This is a genomic window from Streptomyces sp. NPDC055632 (assembly GCF_053618675.1).
Genome location: NZ_JBSHHY010000009.1, coordinates 1 through 18652 on the forward strand (window position 1 = coordinate 1; position 18652 = coordinate 18652).

Consider the following 18652-nt stretch of genomic DNA (forward strand, 5'->3'; position numbering starts at 1 on the left):
GCCCATCGGCCCCGGCCCCCGGGTCGCCGACACCCGGGCGGCGCTCGCCGTCGGCCGGGGCGCCGACGCGGGCCCCGCGACCGGCTGGATCCGGCCGCCCGGCGGCGGTCCGCACGGCGCCGAGCCCGGCCCGCCGCCCGGCTCCCGCCCGCTGAACGTGCCCGCGCAGGGCGGCGCCGACCCGGCCCCGCCCCCGCCGGACCCCGGTCACTGGCGGCCCTGGCGCTTCCGCATGTCCAACGACGTCTGGGGCACCCCGGTCGTCGACGGCGACCTGCTGTACGTCACCTCCTTCGAGGTGCACGCCCTGGACACCGGCAGCGGCCGGCGCCAGTTCAAGACCCGGGACGTGGCCTGGTCCATGGCCGTCGCCGGGGGCCGCATCCACGCCTCCGACGGGCCCACCCTGTACGCCCTCGACGCCGGCGACGGCGGCGAGCGCTGGCGGCTGCACACCGACGCCTGGGTGTACGCGCTCAAGGTCGACCGGGGCACGGTCGTCACCGGCACGCGCGGCGGCGGGGTCCAGGGCTGGGAGGCCTCCAACGGCGCCAAGCTGTGGGAGGTCACCGGCGCGCAGACCGACTTCGAGACCCCGGAGGCGGGGCCCGCCGTGCACGGCGACACCGTGTACGTGTGGCGGGACGCCCGGCTCCAGGCCCTCGACGCGCGGACCGGGGTGGAGCGCTGGTCGTACCCGATCGGGGACGCCGCCTCCTGCGGGGGAGTACCCGTACGGGTGGCCCCGGCCGAGGACGGCTACGTGTACGTGTCGGCCGGGACCCGGGTCCTGTCGATCGACGTCGCGGCCGGGCACGTGCGCTGGCACTTCGAGGCGCCGGCCGTCTTCCTCTCCCCGCCGGCCTTCGCGCCGGGCCCGGCCGTCACCGGCGGCGGGGTGTACCTCGCCGACCACCTCGGCACGGTGTACGCGCTCGACGCCACCACCGGCCAGGACCGCTGGCGGATCGCGACCGAGCAGCGCCAGTCCGCCGAGCCGGTGCTCGTCGCGGACGGCAACGTGCACGTCGGCAGCGGCAGCGCGCTCTACACGCTCGACGCGGTCACCGGCACGCCCCGGTGGCGGTTCGCGGCGGGCGGCGAGCTGGTCGGCTCCCCGGTGGTCGCGGACGGCCGGATCCACTTCGGCTCGGCCGACCACGTCCTCTACACCCTGGACGCGACCGGCGGGCAGCTCCGCTGGAAGCTCGCGACCGGCGGCGAGATCACCGGCTCGCCGGTGGCGAAGGGCGGGGTCGTGTACGCGTGCAGCAAGGACCGCTGCGTGTACGCGCTCGACGCGGTGAAGGGCACGGCGACGGGCCGGGGTTCGGCGGCGGCCCGCTGACGGGCCCGGCGCCTCAGCGGGGCCCGGGACCGTCCTGGTCCGGGTCCCGCCCCCACTCCTTCTCCCGGCCGGGCACGTCGAAGGTCCGGGTGGGCTCGGACCCGTAGGGGTCGTACGCGTCGTACGGGCCGGGGGAGGAGGCCTCCCGGGGGTCGCCCGCGGGCGCCCCGTAGGGATCGGACACGGGCGTCGCGCGGGGGTCGGGCCCCGACGGGGGCGGGTACGCGCTCGGCTCCTCCGGCCCCTTCCGGTCCTTCCTCCGCTTCCGTCCCGACATCACGAGCGCGCCGAGCAGCAGCAGGACCCCGCCGCCGAGGGCGTTCGCGACCCCGTCGCCGAGGCCCGTCCCGGCCCCGTCCACCGTGAGGCTGCCCTCGTACTGTCCGACGCGCACCATCCAGAAGACGGTGAAGCCGAGGACGACGAGCCCGGCGAGGGCGACGAGGAGACGGGAGCGGAGCACCAGGCCGACGAGGGTGAGGAGGGCGGCGAAGGCGAAGGGCAGCAGGAGCGACCACCAGAGGCCGGCCTTCGCGTCGGTGATGCCGGTGAACAGCTCGTCGATCGCGTAGTCGCGCCCGTGACGGCCGTCGTACCAGGCACGGAAGGGGCTCAGCACGGCGGCCGTCGCTCCGGCGAGAGCCAGGACGGCGCCGGCGACGTTGCGGATCATCGAAGCGGCCTCCTGAAGTGGTCCGGCTCTCGCTCCCGACGCTACGCCGGGTCGAAGGGGCCCGCCATGCGGCACGGGGGCGGCACGGACACGCCGTTCCGGCGGCCGGGACCGGGTCGTTCCGGCGGCGGGACCCGGCGGCCGTACGGGATCGAGCCGTTCCGGCGACAGGCCCCCGGGGGCCCGTACGGGATCGAGCCATTTCACCGGCGGGGCCCGGCGGCCCGCGCGCACGCCCGCGACAATGACCCGATGCGTCCCCTCACCCGCCCGGCGGCCCCGGCGGCCTGCCTCGCCCTCGCAAGCGTCCTCCTGGCGTCCGGCTGCTCCCCGGCCACCGCCCCGGAGGCGGACCGCGGCGCCCCGCCCGTCACCCCCGGTCCCACGGTCACCGCCACCGCCGCGCCCGACGAGGCGGCCCGGACGGCCGAGCGCTACCGCCGGTCCGGCGGGGCGGAGGACGTGTACGGGATCCAGCGCGGCCCCGGTGCCGGGGGCGTTCCCCTGGTGACCGTGTGGACGCGCGGGGAGGAGCGGGACGCCGGGCGGTTCGACGCGCTCAAGGCCTCGGTCGCCGGGTACCTGGAGCGGGAGGAGGGCGTCTCCCTCGAACGGGGCTACCTGATGGACGTCTTCGGCCCGGACGGCTCGCTCCGGCACCGCCTCGACGCGCGCCGGTAGCCGGGAACGCCGGAGGGGCCGGGCAGTTGCCCGGCCCCTCCCTGTGCGGTGGTCCGACCGCGTCGCGCACGGGCCCCGCCCGGACGGATCCCCCCGGTTCCGCCGGACGTCCCCCGAGCCCGTGTGCTTCCCCCGTCGACCGGACCTCCCGGGCCCCGGCGGCTCCCCCGAAGTCGCCGCCGCGGCCCTCTCCCCGTCGGGAGTGGACTACTTGGCCGGCTCCGACGTGGCGTGCATGTTGCCGTTCGTGGTCGCGCCGGCGGTGCCGTCGATCGGCTCCGTGGTGGCGTGCATGTTGCCGTTGATGCCGATCTTCGCGGCCACGGAGTCGGCGAGCGGAGCGTCGGTCGCGTGCATGTTCTTGCTGACGATCTCTTCACCGGCGGCGTTCGGCGCGGTGGGGTCCAGGTCGGCCATGCTGATCATCTCCCGTTGTTACCTCGGATGGGGCGGGAGGGACCGTCCGGCAGTTCCCCCGTGGACTGCTGGACGGTCCCACCCGGAGCCGTTCACCCTAGTGCGACGGTGTGACGGCCTTACCGGTGACCCGTCTGCCCCCCGACGCGACGGATCGTGGGAAGAACATTGCCGCACCCTCATAAACGAACGATGAACGGGCAGTTCAGCGGCTACGCGGCGGCGGTCTCCCGCAGCAGGGCCCGCACGTCCGACTCCTCCGGCGAACCGAGTTCGACGAAGATGTCCAGCGCCTCCTGCCAGCAGACCCGCGCCCGGCCGTGCTGCCCTATCCCGGACAGCGCGCGGCCGAGGACGACGAGGACCTGCCCGCGACGCCATTCGCCGCCGACCCCGCGGAGGACGACCAGCGCCAGTTCGGAGCGGGAGGCGGCCTGGGCGTACCGGCGGGCCGCGATGTCCACCTCGGCGATCCGGAAGAGCGACATGCCCTCCCAGAGGCGCTGCCGGCTGTCCCGGAAGACGTCGAGGGCCTCGGTGAGCCGGGCGGCCGCCTCGTCGAGCCGGCCGCTCGCGGTCAGCGCGAGCCCCAGCGCGTAGCGGCCGTTGGCGCCCTTGAGGGCGTGCCCCATCGTGTCGTACATCCCGGTGCCCCGCCGGGCGAGTTCGACCGCGACGTCCGTCTGCCCCATGGCCAGGTGGATGCGGGAGAGGTTGCACAGGGCGCTGGCCTCGCCGGCCTCGTCGTCGCAGGCGCGGAACGACGTGGTGGCCCGGGTCAGGAACCGCTCCCCGTCCTCGGTGCGGCCCTGGTAGAGCGCCATGATCCCGAGGGCGTTGGCGGCCCAGCACAGCGGGAGGGCGTCCCCGGTCGAGGACGCCAGCTCCATCGCCTCGCGGGCCTCGCCGTCCGCCTCGTCGAACCGGCCGGTCACGTGCTGGACGTACGCCAGGGTCAGTGCCGCGCGGCCCTTCGCCCGGACGTCCCCCGACCGGCCCGCCGCCTCCCGCAACACCGTCGCCACCGCCTCGTACTCCCGGGAGTTCGCGCCCGATTCCGCGAGGTCGAGGGAGGCCCACAGCAGGTCCACGCCCCGCCGCAGCGTCGCGGGCGAGGCGGCGGACTGGCGGACCGTCGCCAGCAGGCAGTTGGCCTCCGCGTAGAGCCAGTCCTGGGCCTCGTGGCGGTCGGTGAAGGCCAGGCCGTCGTACCCGGTGGGCTCCAGGTGGTCGACCAGCCGGTCGCCGGGACGCTCGATGGCGTACACGCGGGCGGCGGTCGACAGGTAGAAGTCGAGGAGCCGGGAGAGCGCCGCCTCCCGCTCCGACGGGGGCTGCTCGTCCCTCTCCGCGCACGCACGCGCGTAGAGCCGGACCAGGTCGTGGTACCGGTAGCGGCCCGGGGCCGCCGATTCGAGCAGGGACGTGTCGACCAGGGCCTCCAGGAGGTCCTCGGTGTCCCGGAGGGGCAGGTCGAGGACGGCGGCCGCCGCCGCGAGCGAGATGTCCGGGCCGTCGGCCAGGCCGAGCAGGCGGAAGGCGCGGGCCTGGGCCGGCTCCAGCTGCCCGTAGCCCAGCTCGAAGGTTGCCTTGACCGCCAGGTCGCCCGCCTGGAGCTCGTCGAGCCGCCGCCGCTCGTCCGCCAGCTTGGCCGCCAGGACCGAGACCGTCCAGGTGCGGCGGGCCGCCAGCCGGGACGCGGCGATGCGGATGGCCAGGGGCAGGAAGCCGCAGGCCGCGACCACGTCGAGCGCGGCCTCCCGCTCGGCCCCGACCCGCTCCTCGCCGACGATCCGGGTGAAGAGCTGGAGCGCCTCCTCCGGGGACATCACGTCCAGGTCGACCAGGTGCGCCCCCGCCAGGTCGACCATCCGGATCCGGCTGGTGACCAGGGCCGCGCAGCCCGCCGTGCCGGGCAGCAGCGGGCGGATCTGGGCGGCGTCGCGGGCGTTGTCCAGGAGGACCAGGACCCGGCGCCCGTCCAGCGTCGAGCGGTAGAGCGCGGCCCGCTCGTCCAGGGAGTCGGGGACGGCCGAGTCCGGGGTGCCGAGCGCGCGCAGGAAGGAGCCGAGGACGGTCTCGGGCGCGGCGGCCCGGGACCCCGCGCCCTGGAGGTCGACGTACAGCTGCCCGTCCGGGAAGTGCGGCCGCGCCTCGTGGGCGACGTGCACGGCGAGCGTCGTCTTGCCGACGCCGCCGATGCCCGCGAGCGCCGAGACCGCCATGACGTGGCCCTCGGCGGTGGCGAGCCGGGCGCCCAGCTCCCGTACGAAGGAGGCGCGGCCCGTGAAGTCCGGCACGGTCGCCGGGAGCTGGGCCGGGCGCGCGACGGGCGCGGCGGCCGGGGCGGGCTCCTCGACGGGCCGGGCGAGCTCGGCGTCGGCCCGGAGGATGCGCTGCTGGAGCCGGGAGAGCTCGGGGTTCGGGTCGACGCCCAGCTCGTCGGCGAGGAGCCGGCGCGTGTCGGCGTAGACGGCGAGCGCCTCGGCCTGCCGTCCGCTGCGGTAGAGCGCCAGCATGAGCAGTTCGCGCAGCCGCTCGCGCAGCGGGTGCGCGGCGGTGAGCGCGGTCAGCTCGGAGACGGCCTCGGCGTGCGCGCCGACCTCCAGGTCGATGTCGAGCCGGGTCTCCAGGAGGGTGAGCCGCCACTCCTCCAGGCGGGTGCGCTGGGTCTCGGCGTACGGGCCGGGCACGGAGGCCAGGACCTCGCCGTCCCACAGGTCGAGGGCCTCGGCGAGCCGCGCCCGGGCGGCCGCGCGGTCCCCGCGGGACCGCAGCTTCTCGGCCCCGGCGGCCAGCTCCTGGGCGGCGGTGAGGTCGAGCGCGGCGGCGGAGGCGCGCAGGGCGTAGCCGCCGGACTCGCTGACCAGGACCTCGGGTCCGAGGGCCTTGCGGAGCCGGGAGGCGTAGGTGCGGACGGCCGCGAGGGCCTGGGAGGGCGGTTCCTCGCCCCAGAGGGCGTCGATCAGCTCGGCGGCGGTGGCGGTGCGGCCGCCGCGCAGGAGGAGGGCGGCGAGCAGGGCGCGCTGCTGCGGCGATCCGGTGGGCACGGGCTCGTCGCCCCGCCAGGCCCGCACGGGCCCGAGCACCCCGAAGCGCAGCGCCCCCGCGCCCGCTCCGGCACCGGCGTCCGTCCCGGCCGGAGCCGCCGTACCCGCCGTACCCGCCGGAGCCGCCGAGGTCTCCGGAGCCACCGGCTCCACCGGGACCTCCGAGCGCGCCGTACCCGCCGAGGTCACCGGAGCTTCCGGCACCCCCGAGCCCGCCACACCCACCGAAGTCGAAGTCGAAGTCACCGAAACCGCCGAAGTCACCGGGGCGTCCGGGTCCACCGGGGCGTTCCCGCCCGTTTCCGCAGCCCGCTGCGCCGGGACTCGCGGCCCGTCCTCACGGTCCATAGCTCCCCCTGCCGTACCGCTGGTTTAGCCCAGGACAGTCTGCCTTGTCCGGAGGGAGTCCGTCAGCATCGGGTCGGCCGGAGCGGAGCCGTTGCCGGACCGTTGTACGGGGCGCCCTCACGGGGCGTCGGGCGGTGTCCCGCCGGGGCTCCCGCGGGGCCGTCGGGGCCCGTCGGAGGGCCGACGTGCTCCGGATCCCGTTCCGCACCCCGTTCCGCGGGCCCCGCGGCGCCCCGTTCCTGCCCGCGCAAGCCCCCGGTGACCGTTCGAAAAATTCCTCGGGAAAATTCTGAAACGGACATTCCGGGCTCCGCTGCGGTTCCCGCATATCGGACGCCGCTCGACGGACCTACCGGTTGGTCGGGTGGTCCGGTTGGTCGATCTTTCAATCATTGGCGAGTGTCCGCCTCGACCCCCGCAATGCAAGGCGACGGTCGATCACTCGCGCGGATTCCGAACCTCCGGATGTGGAAACCGCAGCATTTAACGTCCTGTTCATGACTCAGGTGGAAGCGCGGCCGCTGGCCGGAGACACGGTAAGGGGCGTCGACGCCCCGGGCGACGCCCACGGCGTGCGCACCAAAGGACTCGGCGGGAACTCCGTCGGCCTCCTCGGCAGCGCCGTCATCGGCGTCTCCACCGTCGCCCCCGTCTACTGTCTGACCTCCACGCTCGGCTCCACCGCCGGCGAGGTCGGGCTCCAGATGCCCGCCGTCTTCCTCGCGGGCTTCCTCCCGATGCTCCTCGTCGCCTTCGCGTACCGGGAGCTCAACAAGGCCATGCCGGACTGCGGCACCTCCTTCACCTGGACCGTGAAGGCCTTCGGGCCCAAGATCGGCTGGATGTGCGGCTGGGGCCTCGTCATCGCGACGATCATCGTGCTCTCCAACCTGGCCGGCGTCGCGACCTCCTACTTCTGGCTCCTCGCGGGCGAGATCACCGGCAGCGAGTCCGTCGCCGCCCTGGACGGCAACAAGGCCGTCCACATCGTCACCTGCCTCGCGCTCATCGCCTCCGCCACCGCGATCAGCTACCGCGGCATGACCGCCACCAAGGGCGTCCAGTACACCCTCGTCGGCCTCCAGCTCGTCGTCCTCGCCGTCTTCGTCGGCATGGCCCTGAGCAAGGCCGGCTCCTTCGAGACCTCGGTCGACTTCTCCTGGTCCTGGATGAACCCCTTCGCGGTGCAGTCCTTCGCCGCCTTCACGGCCGGACTCTCCCTCTCGATCTTCATGTACTGGGGCTGGGACGCCTGCATGGCGACCAACGAGGAGACCACCGGCAGCGAGAAGACCCCCGGCCGCGCCGCCCTCATCGCGATGGTCGTCCTGGTCGGCTCCTACCTGGCCACCGGCATCGCCGCCCAGATGGCCGTCGGCTCCGGCGAGCAGGGCCTCGGCCTCGCCAACCCGGAGACCTCCGACAACGTCTTCGCCGCCCTGGCCGGCCCCGTCATGGGCCCCGCCCTCGGCATCCTGCTCTTCGTCGCGGTCCTGGCCTCCGCCGCCGCGAGCCTCCAGACCACCTTCATCCCGGTCGCCCGCACGGTCCTCGCGATGTCCACGTACGAGGCGCTGCCGAAGTCCTTCACCGAGGTCCACCCGGTCTTCAAGACCCCCGGCAGGGCCACGATCGTCGCCGGTGTCGCCACCGGTGTCTTCTACACCGTGATGACCCTGGTCAGCGAGCACGTCCTGGTCGACACCATCTACGCCCTCGGCCTGATGATCTGCTTCTACTACGCGCTCACGGCCTTCGCCTGCGTCCGGTACTTCCGCAAGGTGCTGTTCCGCTCCTTCCGCGACTTCGCCTTCAAGGGCCTGATGCCGCTGCTCGGCGGCCTCATGCTCACCGCCGTCTTCGGCAAGACCCTGTACGACATGTGGGACCCGGCGTACGGCTCCGGCTCCGCCGTCCTCGGCATGGGCTCGGTCTTCGTGATCGGCGTCGGCCTGCTGCTCCTCGGCGTGGTGATCATGCTGGTCATGCAGCGCCGCAGCCCCGCCTTCTTCCGCGGCGAGGTCCTGACCAAGGAGACCCCGTCCCTGGTGGTGGCCGACTGACCGGAGACTCCTGAGTCGCGGAGACGCGAAGGCGGCGGGCCCGTGGGGGGTCCCGCCGCCTTCGTCCGTTCCGCACCGCTCAGCGGCCGCCCGGCAGCAGGCGCTCCACCACCGCGTTCGCGGGCGGCAGGGCGGGGTCCGGCTACCACCTCCCTGCGTGGAGGGGCGGGTCCGGCTACGACCTCCCCGGCACTGCTTAGGATGCGCGCATGGAGCCTGTGGGAGAGGTGGGAGAGGTGGGAGAGGTGGGAGAGACGGTGGACTGGGTGCTGCGCCCCGGCCGGGCGGCGGACGTCGAGGCCGTCGCCGAGCTGCGGGCCCAGGTGATGCGGGACGACCTGGTGCGGCTCGGCCGCTACGACGAGCACCGGGTGCGGCAGCGGCTGCGCGACGGCTTCTCGCCCGCGCACACCTCCGTCGTCGAGGTGGACGGCGCCTTCGCGGGCAGCGTCACCCTGCGCCCGGACGAGAGCGGCGAGGGGCTCCACCTGGAGCACTTCTACCTGGCCCCCGGGGTGCAGGGGCGGGGGCTCGGGACGGCGGTGCTGCGCGAGCTGCTGGACCGGGCCGACGCGGACGGGGTGCCCGTCCGCCTCGTGGTCCTCCAGGGGAGCGCGGCCCGCCGCCTCTACGAGCGGGAGGGCTTCACGACCGAGTCCGAGGACCCGGTCGACGTCCTGATGGTGCGCGGGGCCCGTACGGTCAGATCGCCACGCCGGCCGGCTGCCGGACGGTGACGTTGAGCCGGTTGAAGAAGTTCGTCAGGCCGATCATCATCACGATCGAGGCGAGCTGCTTCTCGTCGAAGTGGTCGGCCGCCGCGTCCCAGACCGGGTCCGGCACGGCGTCCGTGCTGTCGGCGAGGCGGGTCGCGTGCTCGGCGAGCGCGAGGGCCGCCCGCTCCTCGTCCGAGAAGTACGGGGCCTCGCGCCACGCGGAGACCGCGAACAGCTTCTCGTCGCTCACGCCCGCCTTCCGGGCGTTCTTCACGCCGTAGTCCACGCAGAAGCCGCAGCCGTTGATCTGGCTGGCCCGCAGGTGCACGAGCTCCAGGATCTCCTCGGAGACCCCGCCCTGGCGGGTGGCCTTCACGAGGCCCTGGATCGCGGGGCCGGCGTCGGGCAGGACGTAGGCGGGGTTGGTCATGCGGGCCTCGGGGGTGTGCGTCATGGTGATCGCTCCTCGGCGTCTCGTTCGGCGTGTGCTTTCACCGCAACGACGGAACGGGGGCCGGGGATGTGACACGACCGGAGGACTTTCCCCGAAAGTCTTTCCCTGATCCCCGAAACGGCCCCGCCGCACCCCCGCGTACTTCTACGCCTCCGCCTCCGCCTCCGCCTCCGACTCCGACTCCGACTCCGCCTCCGCGATGAGGGCGGTCGCCACCGTGCGGAAGCCGAGCCGGCCGTAGAGCCGGGCCACGTCCGCGTCCGAGGCCGACAGGAACACCAGCTCCGCGCCCCGGGCCCGGGCGTCCGCGACCAGGGCGGCCGTGACCGCGAGGCCGAGTCCCCGGCGCCGGGCCGCCGGGACCGTGCCGACGCCGACGACCTCGGAGACGTCCCCCACCGGCTGGTGCTGCCCGGCCGAGAGGGCGGCGCCCCCCGCCGTACCGCCCTCGGCGTCGTCGAAGGCCGCCGCGAGCCGGGTCAGGCCGGCCGTGATCCGGTCGGCGGTCCGCCCGGCGGTCCCGGGCTCGGGCGGGAAGCCGAAGGCGGCGTACGGGGCGGCGACGGCGCTCTCCAGACCCGGGTCGTCCGCGTCCAGCAGCCGTACGGTGACGCCTTCGGGCTCCGGTACGGCGAGGGGCCCGCCCTCCAGGACCATCAGCGGGTGCTCGTGCACGGTGAGCCCGCTCGCCTCCACGGCCGCCCGCAGCCCCGGCGCCGTCTCCGCGACCCACTCGAAGGCCTCGGGCACCCCCAGCTCCCGCTGCCGGGCCCGCACCCGCTCCACGGCCGCGACCGGCACCTCCCCCTCGTACCCGAGCGCGGGCCGCGCGTAGAAGGGCCAGCCCTCCCCCTCCCGTACGAAGAGGGTCAGCGGGCCGAACTCCTCGGCGCGGGCGGAGGACCGGGGGACGGCGTCGTAGTACGCCTCGATTCGCTTCAGCACCGGGCCACGGTAGGGGCAGGGGCGGGAGGGACGCAGTCGTATTTCCGGGCGGCGCACGGGCGGGCCTCACGGGCAGGTGCCTCACGGGCAGGTGCCTGACGGGAAGGGGGAGTCGCGGGAAGGGGAGTCGCGGGAGGGGCGCGTGGCCGTCCGGGGTCTCGGAAAACTCCGCCCCACCCCCTACCGTGCCGGTATGCGGATCTCGACCACGATCTTCCTGACCGACGAGACCATCACCCCGGTGCGCCTGGCGCGCGAGCTGGAGGAGCGCGGGTTCGCCGGGCTCTACCTGCCCGAGCACACCCACATCCCCGTCGAGCGGACCACGCCCTACCCGGCGGGCGGCGAGCTGCCCCGGGAGTACGGCAGGACCCTGGACCCCTTCGTCGCCCTCGGACAGGCCGCCGCCGTCACCGAACGCCTCGGGCTCGGCACCGGCATCACCCTGATCGCCCAGCACGACCCGATCTCGCTCGCCAAGCAGATCGCCACCCTCGACCACCTCTCCGGCGGCCGCTTCACCCTCGGCGTCGGCTTCGGCTGGAACCGGGAGGAGGCGGCCGACCACGGCGTCGACTGGGCGTCCCGCCGAAGGCTCGGCCGCGACCGGATCGACCTGATGAAGGCCCTGTGGGCCCCCGAACCCACCGCGTACGCCGGGGAGTCGGGGGAGTCCGTGCGCGCCTCCGAGGCCTGGCCCAAGCCGGCCGGCGGCGCGCCCCGGATCCTCCTCGGCGGGGCGGCGGGCCCGAAGCTCTTCGCGCAGATCGCCGCGCAGGCCGACGGCTGGCTGCCGATCGGCGGCCGGGGCCTCGCGGGCGCCCTCCCGGTCCTGCGGACGGCGTGGGAGGAGGCCGGCCGCGACCCGAAGGCCCTCCGGGTCGTCCCGTACGCGGTCCTGCCGAACCCGGACAAGCTCGCGTACTACGCGGACCTCGGCTGCGAGGAGGTCGTCCTCCAGCTCCCGCCGGGGGAGGAGGGCGAGGTGCTGGGGGTGCTCGACGGGTACGCGCGGTACCTGTGAGCGCCTGAGCGGCCGAGAGGGGAGTCGTACGGGCACGGAGAACCGGTCACGGAGAGCCGGGCACAGACAACCGGGTACGGCGAACCGGGTACGGGGACCCGAACCCGCCTCCCCGTACCCGCTCGTATGCTCGGTCCATGACCGATCACCAGGCAGCACGCCCCACCGAGAACGCCATGCGACGGGCCCTCAGGCGGGCCAGGGACGGGGTCGCGCTCGACGTCTCCGAGGCCGCCGTGCTGCTGAGGGCGCGCGGGGACGACCTGACGGACCTGGTGGCGTCCGCCGGGCGCGTGCGGGACGCCGGTCTGGAGGCGGCCGGGCGGCCGGGCGTCATCACGTACTCCAAGAGCGTGTTCGTCCCGCTCACCCGGCTCTGCCGCGACAAGTGCCACTACTGCACCTTCGTCACCGTCCCCGGCAAGCTGCGCCGGGCCGGGCACGGGATGTTCATGTCGCCCGACGAGGTCCTCGACATCGCCCGGCGCGGTGCCGAACTCGGCTGCAAGGAAGCCCTGATCACGCTCGGGGACAAGCCCGAGGACCGCTGGCCGGAGGCGCGCGAGTGGCTCGACGCGCACGGCTACGACGACACGATCGCGTACGTGCGGGCCATGGCGATCCGGATCCTGGAGGAGACCGGGCTGCTCCCGCACCTCAACCCCGGGGTCCTGTCCTGGACCGACTTCCAGCGCCTCAAGCCCGTCGCGCCCTCCATGGGGATGATGCTGGAGACGACCGCGACCCGGCTGTGGTCCGAGCCCGGCGGCCCCCACTACGGGTCCCCCGACAAGGAACCGGCCGTGCGGCTCAGGGTCCTGGAGGACGCCGGCCGCTCCTCCGTGCCCTTCACCTCGGGGCTGCTCCTCGGCATCGGGGAGACCCTGGAGGAGCGGGCCGAGTCGCTGTTCGCGCTGCGCCGCGTCGCCCGCGCGTACCACTCGGTCCAGGAGCTGATCATCCAGAACTTCCGCGCCAAGCCGGACACGGCGATGCGCGGGATGCCCGACGCCGAGCTCGACGACCTGGTCGCCACCGTCGCCGTCGCCCGCCTGATCATGGGCCCCTCCGCCTGCCTCCAGGCCCCGCCGAACCTGGTCGACTCCGAGTACGAGCGGCTCATCGCGGCCGGCATCGACGACTGGGGCGGGGTCTCGCCGCTCACCATCGACCACGTCAACCCCGAGCGGCCCTGGCCGAGGATCGAGGAGCTGGCCGAGCGGTCCGCCGCCGCCGGCTTCGAGCTGCGCGAACGCCTCTGCGTCTACCCGGAGTTCGTCACCCGGGGAGAACCCTGGCTCGACCCCCGGCTCCTCCCGCACGTCCGCGCCCTCGCCGACCCCGAGACGGGACTCGCGAACCCCGACGCGCCCGTGCGCGGGCTGCCCTGGCAGGAGCCCGACGAGGCCTTCGCCGCCACCGGCCGCACCGATCTGCACCGCACCATCGACACCGAGGGGCGCACGGGCGACCGGCGCGACGACTTCGACGAGGTGTACGGGGACTGGGAGGCGCTGCGCGAGGCCGCCGCCCCCGGGATGGTGCCGCAGCGCATCGACACCGACGTGCGGGAGGCGCTGGCCGTCGCCGCCGACGACCCGACGCGGCTCACCGACCCGCAGGCCCTGGCCCTCCTGCACGCGGACGGCCCCGCCCTGGACGCCCTGACCCGGATCGCCGACGACCTGCGCCGTGACGTGTCCGGCGACGACGTCACGTACGTCGTCACCCGGAACATCAACTTCACCAACGTCTGCTACACCGGCTGCCGCTTCTGCGCCTTCGCCCAGCGCCGCACCGACGCCGACGCGTACACCCTCTCCCTCGACCAGGTCGCCGACCGCGCCGAACAGGCCTGGGAGGTCGGCGCGGTGGAGGTCTGCATGCAGGGCGGCATCCACCCCGACCTGCCCGGCACCGCCTACTTCGACATCGCGCGCGCGGTGAAGGAGCGCGTTCCGGGCATGCACGTGCACGCCTTCTCCCCGATGGAGGTCGTCAACGGCGCCTCCCGCACCGGCCTCTCGATCCGCGAGTGGCTGACGGCCGCGAAGGAGGCCGGGCTCGACTCGATCCCCGGCACGGCCGCCGAGATCCTCGACGACGAGGTCCGCTGGGTCCTCACCAAGGGCAAGCTGCCCACCGCCACCTGGATCGAGGTGATCACCACCGCCCACGAGCTGGGCCTGCGCTCCTCCTCCACGATGATGTACGGGCACGTGGACCAGCCCCGGCACTGGCTCGGCCACTTCCGGACCCTGGCCCGCATCCAGCAGGAGACCGGTGGCTTCACGGAGTTCGTGACGCTCCCCTTCATCCACACCAACGCGCCCGTCTACCTCGCCGGCATCGCCCGCCCCGGTCCGACCGTCCGCGACAACCGCGCGGTCACCGCCATGGCCAGGCTCCTCCTCCACCCGCACATCCCCAACATCCAGACGAGCTGGGTGAAGCTGGGCGCGGAGGGCGCCGCCGAGATGCTCCGCTCGGGCGCCAACGACCTGGGCGGCACCCTGATGGAGGAGACCATCTCCCGGATGGCCGGTTCGAGTTACGGCTCGTACCGCTCGATCAGGGACCTGGAGGCCATCGCGGAGGCGGCGGGCCGCCCGGCCAGGCCCCGCACGACCCTCTACGGGGAGGTCCCGGAGGAGCGGCGGCGCACGGCCGAGGCCTCCGACGGGCACCTGCCGGAACTCCTCCCGGTGCTCCCGGCGGAGTGAGGCCGCCGCCATCGGGCCGGGACCGGGGCCGGACCGAGTGTGGTCAAAACAGGCCCGAAGGACGTCGGAACACATAACGTTCCGGTCCCCCGGTGGCGCGTATCCGGTCCATTACAGTGCGGCGAGGGAACCGACAGCGAACCGCCGACCGGGGGAGGGCACGTCGTGGCCACGACAGCCGCAGCCGTGTGGGGCCGTGCCGAGCAGCAGGACTTCCGGGCCCGGGTGCGGGGCTGTCTGCTCGGCGGGGCGCTCGGCGACGCGCTGGGGGCGGGCGCCGGCGGCTCCTCCCTCGCGGAGCTGCGCGAGGCCCACGGACCTGACGGACTCACCGACCCCGTCCCCGCGTTCGGCCGCCGGGGCGCCGTCACCGCCGCGACCCAGATGACCCTGTTCACCGTCGACGGCCTGATCCGCGCCCAGGTCCGCCGCGACGCCGGCGCCTGGCACCCGCCCACCGACGTCCACCGGGCCCATCTGCGCTGGGCCGCCACCCAGCGCGACTGGGGCCCCGACGAGCGCCGCAAGGACAACGGCTGGCTCGCCCGCGAGGAGTGGCTCTACGCCCGCCGCGACCCGTCCCGCGCCTGCCTCACCGGCCTCGGCGACGAGCACCTCGGCACCCTCGACAAGCCCAAGAACCCGGAGGCCGGCGACTCCGGCGCCCTCGTCCGCTCGGCCCCCTTCGGACTGCTCGTCGGCTGGGAGCCGCAGCTCGTCTGCCAGCTCGCCGTGGAGTGCGCCGCCCAGACGCACGGCGCCCCGGCCGCGCTCCTCGCGGCGGGCGCCTTCGCGGTCACCGTCCACGGCCTGGCCCGCGGCGGCTCCGTGGAGACGGCGGTGGCCGGGGCCCTGGAGCAGCTCGCGGTGCGCCCCGGCCACGAGCCGGTCACCGAGGCCCTCGACCGCGCCCTCGGAGCCGTACGGGAAGGGGTCCCGGACGCGGAGCGGGTGGCCGGTCTCGGGGCGGAGGAGGACCGGGCCGAGGGGCAGTTGGCGGCGGCCGTCTACTGCGCCCTGGTCGGCGAGGACGTACGGCACGGCCTGCGCCTCGCCGTGAACCACGACGGCCCCTCACCGGCGACCGGCGCGCTCACCGGCGCCCTGCTCGGCGCCCTGCACGGCGACACGGCCCTCCCCCCGGCCTGGCTGGCCGACCTGGAGGGCCGGGGCACGGTCCTGGAACTGGCGGACGACTTCTCGATGGAGATGACCCAGGGCACCGCCCTGCACACCCCCACGGAGTCCGCACCGGGGTGGCTGGCGCGCTATCCGAGGGGGTGAGGGGGTTTCCGGCCGGGGCGGGGCGGCGGGCAGGGTTCACCTGACAGTGCTCGGTGACGCACCTATGGTGGATGTCCGGTCGAAGCGACCGGGGCCCCATGGGCCGGGCAGGGGGGACGTCGATGGAAGCACAGCTGGTGGAACTCGCGCGGGCCGCGGGCACCGCGGTGGTCACGGTCATGGCCACGGACGCCTGGGAGCGGACGCGTGACGGGGTCGTGGCGCTGTGGCGCCGGGTCAGCCCGTCCCGGGCCGACGGCGTGGAGGGGGAGCTCGAGGCGACCAGGGACGATCTGCTGGTGGCCAGGGAGAGCGGGGACGACCTGACGGAACAGGAACTGCGCGAGGAGTGGGCGGGTCGGCTCCGGCGCCTCCTGCGGGAGCAGCCCGAGGTCGCCGTGGACCTGCGCCGGATCCTCGACGAGCTCGATCCCGAGGACCGGGCCGCCCCCGCCGGGACGGTGCGGATGCGGGCCGAGGCGTCCGGCCACGGCCGCGTCTACCAGGCCGGCCGGGACCAGCACATCACCGAGCGGTGAACGGGTCCGAGCGGAGCGCCGAGCCGGGAGTGCTGGGCCGGGCGTCCGGCCACGGCCGCGTCTACCAGGCGCAGGGCGACCAGCACGTCACTGAGCACCACCACCACTACCCCTCGGCCGAGGCCGCGTCCCTCTTCGGCCCGTCCTCGGGGCGCACCGTCGTCCGGGTACCCGAGGGCCCCTTCGGGCCGGCGACACCCGCACCGGATTCGGTGCGCACCCCGCTCGTGGGGCGGGCCCCGGTGGTCCTGAGGGACCGCCGGGAGCTCATGCGGAGCCTCTTGACGGCGGCCGGGGAGGAGACCGGGGGCGTACACGTCGTCCACGGGCTCGGAGGCTGCGGCAAGACGTCGTTGGCCCAGGCCGTCTTCAACGAGGTGACGCGCGGGGACCGCCGCATAGGCCTGTGGGTCAACGCCACTGAGCGTTCCACCTTCCGGGCGAGCATGCTCGCCGTCGCCGCGGACCGCGGAGCGGAGGACGGCGAGCTGGCCTCGGCCTACAAGGGGCAGCGTGCTTCGGCCGATCTCGTCTGGCACTACCTCGACTCCTCCGCGCAACCGTGGCTCCTCGTGCTGGACAACGCGGATGACCCGACGGTGCTCGGGGAAGGCGGTTGGCTGCGGCGGAGTCCGCGGGGCACGGTCATCGTCACCACACGGCAGGCCGCCGCCCGGGCGTGGCAGGGAGCGCACCTCCACCCCCTGGGGGTGCTGCCGGTCGAGGACGCCGCGCTGGTCCTGCGCGACCTCGCTCCCGAAGCCGGTTCTGTGGAGGACGCGGAGACGGTGGCGCGCAGGCTCGACTGCCTCCCCCTCGCCCTCACGCTGGCCGGGTCCTTCCTTTCCCGACAACTCCTGGAGAGCTGGTCCATGAGCGACTACCGACGCCACCTGGACGACAACCCGACCGAGCTGATCGACCAGGGAGCGAGTCCGGGCGACTCCGAGCGGAACGCCCGGCAACTGGTCGGCCGGACGTGGGAGATATCGCTGACCGCCCTCGCGGACGGCGGCGCACCCGAATGCCTGTCCCTCCTGAGGCTGCTGTCGTGCTGGAGCGCCGACCCGGTGCCCCTGTCCCTGATCCGCCCCGGTGCCGTGGACGCCGCGGGGCTCGGCGACCTCGACCCGCCGCTGACCGGGGCGCACGTCGAGACCGCCCTCCGGGGTCTGTTGGACCACTCACTCGTCTCGCTGGTGAGCCTCGACATCGGCGGTACGCCGGTCCGATGCGTCAAGACGCACGGCGTGGTCCTGGACAGCGTCGCCGCCGCCGTCCCCGAGGAGCAGCGGGCGCTGCTCGTCACGGCCGCTGCCGAGCTCCTGCGGGGCGCCGTCCCGGAGAGCGGCGACCGGGGCCGGGACGTGCCGCCCGTGGGCCACCTGGTGTCCCACGCGACGCACCTGCTCGGACGGCTGAACGACGCCGGCAGTGCTTCCCGCGCGGTGGAACTCGGTACGTGCCTCGCCACGTGTCTCTTCGTCGGCGGCGACTTCCCGGCCGCCCTGTCCCTGGCGCGGACCACCGCGGAGGCGGCCGGGCGGTGGCTGGGGCCCGACGACCCCGCGACGCTCCGGGCGGAGCACCGCGCGGCCCTGTCGCTCTTCCGGCTGGGGCGCTTCGAGGAGTCGGAGGCGCTGCACCGCCGGGTGCTCGACGCCCGGACGAGGGCGCTCGGGCGGGAGCACGCGGAGACCCTGGAGAGCCTGCAGGACATCCATGAACCGCTCTGTCAGTTGGGGAGGGTCGACGAGTGCCTGGCCACCCTGCGCGAAACGATCGAGATCCGCTCGCGCGTCGTCGGCGAGCACCACCGGGACACGCTCCACACGCGGGCGCTCCTCATCGAGTACCTCGCGACCGCCGGGGAGGCCGACGAGTTCGACCGGGTGGGTCCGGAGGTCGTCGCCGCCTGCGAGGAGCACCTCGGCCCCGACTCCCTCAGCACCGTGACCGCCCGCCACAACTACGCTTACGGACTTCGTCTCTTCGGCCGGCCGGACCGGGCGGAAGCGGAGGCCCGGAGCGCCCTCCGGGGCCGCGAACTCGTGCACGGGCCCGAGCACGCGCTCACGCTCTCCGCGACCGTGCTGCTGAGCTGGATCCTCGGTGACCTCGGCCGGGTCGAGGAGTCCATCTCGCTCGGCCGCCGGGTCGTCGCGGGTCAGGAGCGGGTGCTCGGCCGGGAGCACCCGTACCTCCTCACGAACCGCACCGGTCTGGCCGAGACCCTCGCGGCGGCGGGCGAGACGGCCGAGGCCGAGGCCCTGGCGCGGCTGAACCTTCCCCTGTGCGAGCGGGTCCTGGGCCCGGACGACCCGGTGACGGTCAGGACGCGGGGCCTCCTCGTGTAGGGACCCCTGACGGCAACCAGCCCCCTCGGC

Annotated in this window: 14 protein-coding genes; 9 read left to right on the forward strand and 5 right to left on the reverse strand. The window is 74.6% G+C overall.

Annotation, left to right across the window (positions count from 1 at the left end):
- On the forward strand, positions 1-1348 hold a 1348-nt coding region (locus ACWGSR_RS14495), incomplete at its 5' end, for an outer membrane protein assembly factor BamB family protein (protein ID WP_453566534.1).
- A 13-nt stretch (positions 1349-1361) separates the two neighbouring features.
- On the opposite strand, the gene ACWGSR_RS14500 is transcribed toward ACWGSR_RS14495, so the two are convergent.
- Positions 1362-2021: a hypothetical protein gene (locus ACWGSR_RS14500; RefSeq protein WP_376240419.1), complete on the reverse strand. Its 660-nt coding sequence runs from the start codon at positions 2019-2021 to the stop codon at positions 1362-1364.
- Positions 2022-2273: 252 nt separating this feature from the next.
- Between ACWGSR_RS14500 and ACWGSR_RS14505 the strand changes: the two genes are divergently transcribed.
- Positions 2274-2702: a hypothetical protein gene (locus ACWGSR_RS14505; protein WP_453566535.1), complete on the forward strand. Its 429-nt coding sequence runs from the start codon at positions 2274-2276 to the stop codon at positions 2700-2702.
- A 207-nt stretch (positions 2703-2909) separates the two neighbouring features.
- Here ACWGSR_RS14505 and ACWGSR_RS14510 read toward each other — a convergent pair whose 3' ends face one another.
- Entirely contained in the window at positions 2910-3128 is a 219-nt protein-coding gene (locus tag ACWGSR_RS14510; RefSeq protein ID WP_366377169.1) for a hypothetical protein, read from the reverse strand.
- 203 nt (positions 3129-3331) lie between these two features.
- The gene (locus ACWGSR_RS14515; RefSeq protein WP_453566537.1) at positions 3332-6517 is read right to left on the reverse strand and encodes an AfsR/SARP family transcriptional regulator; all 3186 of its coding nucleotides are present in this window, start codon (positions 6515-6517) and stop codon (positions 3332-3334) included.
- Between the two features lie 497 nt (positions 6518-7014).
- Between ACWGSR_RS14515 and ACWGSR_RS14520 the strand changes: the two genes are divergently transcribed.
- Positions 7015-8580 (forward strand): APC family permease, encoded by a 1566-nt coding sequence (locus tag ACWGSR_RS14520; RefSeq protein ID WP_376240412.1) that lies wholly within the window; start codon positions 7015-7017, stop codon positions 8578-8580.
- A 209-nt stretch (positions 8581-8789) separates the two neighbouring features.
- Positions 8790-9317 carry an N-acetyltransferase family protein gene (locus ACWGSR_RS14525; protein ID WP_453566539.1) on the forward strand — a complete coding sequence of 176 codons (528 nt, stop codon included), beginning with the start codon at positions 8790-8792 and terminating at the stop codon, positions 9315-9317.
- Here ACWGSR_RS14525 and ACWGSR_RS14530 read toward each other — a convergent pair.
- Both ACWGSR_RS14530 and ACWGSR_RS14535 read right to left on the reverse strand, forming a co-directional pair.
- Positions 9283-9750 carry a carboxymuconolactone decarboxylase family protein gene (locus tag ACWGSR_RS14530; RefSeq protein ID WP_376240407.1) on the reverse strand — a complete coding sequence of 156 codons (468 nt, stop codon included), beginning with the start codon at positions 9748-9750 and terminating at the stop codon, positions 9283-9285. The two genes, ACWGSR_RS14525 and ACWGSR_RS14530, sit on opposite strands and share 35 nt — an antisense overlap.
- 144 nt (positions 9751-9894) lie before the next feature.
- Positions 9895-10695 (reverse strand): GNAT family N-acetyltransferase, encoded by an 801-nt coding sequence (locus ACWGSR_RS14535; protein WP_453566541.1) that lies wholly within the window; start codon positions 10693-10695, stop codon positions 9895-9897.
- Positions 10696-10888: 193 nt separating this feature from the next.
- On the opposite strand from ACWGSR_RS14535, the gene ACWGSR_RS14540 reads away from it, so the two are divergent.
- The 5 genes from ACWGSR_RS14540 (at position 10889) to ACWGSR_RS14560 (ending at position 18622) form a co-directional block, all read left to right on the forward strand.
- Entirely contained in the window at positions 10889-11719 is an 831-nt protein-coding gene (locus ACWGSR_RS14540; RefSeq protein WP_453566543.1) for an LLM class F420-dependent oxidoreductase, read from the forward strand.
- Between the two features lie 137 nt (positions 11720-11856).
- Positions 11857-14442 carry a bifunctional FO biosynthesis protein CofGH gene (locus ACWGSR_RS14545; protein WP_453566545.1) on the forward strand — a complete coding sequence of 862 codons (2586 nt, stop codon included), beginning with the start codon at positions 11857-11859 and terminating at the stop codon, positions 14440-14442.
- Positions 14443-14607: 165 nt separating this feature from the next.
- A complete protein-coding gene (locus tag ACWGSR_RS14550) occupies positions 14608-15726 on the forward strand; it encodes an ADP-ribosylglycohydrolase family protein (RefSeq protein ID WP_453566547.1) in 1119 nt (372 codons plus the stop codon).
- 122 nt (positions 15727-15848) lie between these two features.
- Complete coding sequence (locus ACWGSR_RS14555) at positions 15849-16265, forward strand: hypothetical protein (protein ID WP_453566549.1); 417 nt, start codon at positions 15849-15851, stop codon at positions 16263-16265.
- Positions 16262-18622, forward strand: coding sequence for a tetratricopeptide repeat protein (locus ACWGSR_RS14560; protein WP_453566551.1), 2361 nt, complete (start codon positions 16262-16264; stop codon positions 18620-18622). The genes ACWGSR_RS14555 and ACWGSR_RS14560 overlap by 4 nt, the downstream gene beginning before the upstream one ends.
- Positions 18623-18652 lie beyond the last annotated feature (30 nt).

Excerpts from the sequence above, each read along its gene's own strand:
- ACWGSR_RS14545 (WP_453566545.1), top strand. The coding sequence starts at position 11,857 with ATGACCGATCACCAGGCAGCACGCCCCACCGAGAACGCCATGCGACGG.
- ACWGSR_RS14555 (WP_453566549.1), top strand. The coding sequence starts at position 15,849 with ATGGAAGCACAGCTGGTGGAACTCGCGCGGGCCGCGGGCACCGCGGTG.
- ACWGSR_RS14520 (WP_376240412.1), top strand. The coding sequence starts at position 7,015 with ATGACTCAGGTGGAAGCGCGGCCGCTGGCCGGAGACACGGTAAGGGGC.
- ACWGSR_RS14500 (WP_376240419.1), bottom strand. The coding sequence starts at position 2,021 with ATGATCCGCAACGTCGCCGGCGCCGTCCTGGCTCTCGCCGGAGCGACG.
- ACWGSR_RS14505 (WP_453566535.1), top strand. The coding sequence starts at position 2,274 with ATGCGTCCCCTCACCCGCCCGGCGGCCCCGGCGGCCTGCCTCGCCCTC.
- ACWGSR_RS14515 (WP_453566537.1), bottom strand. The coding sequence starts at position 6,517 with ATGGACCGTGAGGACGGGCCGCGAGTCCCGGCGCAGCGGGCTGCGGAA.
- ACWGSR_RS14510 (WP_366377169.1), bottom strand. The coding sequence starts at position 3,128 with ATGATCAGCATGGCCGACCTGGACCCCACCGCGCCGAACGCCGCCGGT.
- ACWGSR_RS14540 (WP_453566543.1), top strand. The coding sequence starts at position 10,889 with ATGCGGATCTCGACCACGATCTTCCTGACCGACGAGACCATCACCCCG.
- ACWGSR_RS14530 (WP_376240407.1), bottom strand. The coding sequence starts at position 9,750 with ATGACGCACACCCCCGAGGCCCGCATGACCAACCCCGCCTACGTCCTG.
- ACWGSR_RS14525 (WP_453566539.1), top strand. The coding sequence starts at position 8,790 with ATGGAGCCTGTGGGAGAGGTGGGAGAGGTGGGAGAGGTGGGAGAGACG.